The organism is Ruegeria sp. AI3, assembly GCF_056541245.1.
The window spans coordinates 1-539 of sequence record NZ_JBQFYA010000100.1 but is presented as its reverse complement, the minus strand read 5'-3'; the positions used below and the strand labels follow the sequence as shown (position 1 = coordinate 539).

Below are 539 nucleotides of genomic sequence, written 5' to 3'. Positions count from 1 at the left end.
CTTTGATCGCCTCCTGCCACGGCCACAGAGACAGCGGATAATAGGACAAGGGACGGTAATCGGCGTTCAAAACCAATGCCGGATGATGCTTGAGCGCACCTGGCTCCCTGACAAATTCGGTCCTGAAATCTCCGTCCATACCTGAATAGCTCCTCGCTCTCAGCTGCCCGTTTGTGACACCAGAGCGGAGAGCACCCGCCCCGGCCTTATGGTGACTATATATCGTGGTAAATCCCTGACAAGCCCTGAGTTTCCACTATATGTCGCTGATTGGGTACGCCGAATCCGTAACAGGCGCATGACAGTTATCCACAGGTTGCATCCGCTGTGTCGCCCGCGCTATGGCGGGCGTATGTCGTGGTTCATTCGCTTCAACAAACCGTTTGATGTTCTGCCGCAATTCACCGACCGGTCACATACCGAGTCGCCGCGCAGCACACTGTCGGACTTCATCGACCTGCCGGGCGTGTACCCGGCGGGACGGTTGGATCGGGACAGTGAAGGTCTGATGCTGCTAACCGACACTGGGCGTTTGCAGG

General features: G+C 57.0%; 1 protein-coding gene and 1 pseudogene. One reads left to right on the top strand and one right to left on the bottom strand.

Annotated features, from left to right (window positions below):
* Positions 1–139: pseudogene (locus ACRZ95_RS23260) on the bottom strand (HNH endonuclease); the annotation flags it as partial.
* A 213-nt stretch (positions 140–352) separates the two neighbouring features.
* On the opposite strand from ACRZ95_RS23260, the gene ACRZ95_RS23255 reads away from it, so the two are divergent.
* On the top strand, positions 353–539 hold a 187-nt coding region (locus ACRZ95_RS23255), incomplete at its 3' end, for a pseudouridine synthase (protein ID WP_480555780.1).